The sequence below is a fragment of the Salmonella sp. SAL4457 genome (genome assembly GCF_046548235.1).
GTDB lineage: Bacteria > Pseudomonadota > Gammaproteobacteria > Enterobacterales > Enterobacteriaceae > Salmonella > Salmonella enterica.
Map to the genome: position 1 here is coordinate 1 of NZ_JBGDZO010001335.1, position 236 is coordinate 236.

Consider the following 236-nt stretch of genomic DNA (forward strand, 5'->3'; position numbering starts at 1 on the left):
GGAAGTGACCTTCGTCCTCAGCGAGAAATGGCTGATTACCGTGCGCTACGCCGACCTGCGTTCGTTCCGCGAGTTCGAGAACCGCTGCATCCGCCAGCTCGACGCCAACCGCAGCAGCACCCAGTTGTTCGCCCTGATGATGGACAGCCTGGTGGACCGCATCGCCGACGTGTTGGAGGCCGTACAGGGGCAACTGAGCAGCATGTCGCGGGAGATCTTCGCCGAGTCCACCGCCC

General features: G+C 63.6%; 1 protein-coding gene. It reads left to right on the top strand.

The window, feature by feature from the left end:
• A partial coding sequence (locus tag ACLJNW_RS28520) for a CorA family divalent cation transporter (RefSeq protein WP_410962042.1) occupies positions 1–236 on the top strand: 236 nt, incomplete at both ends.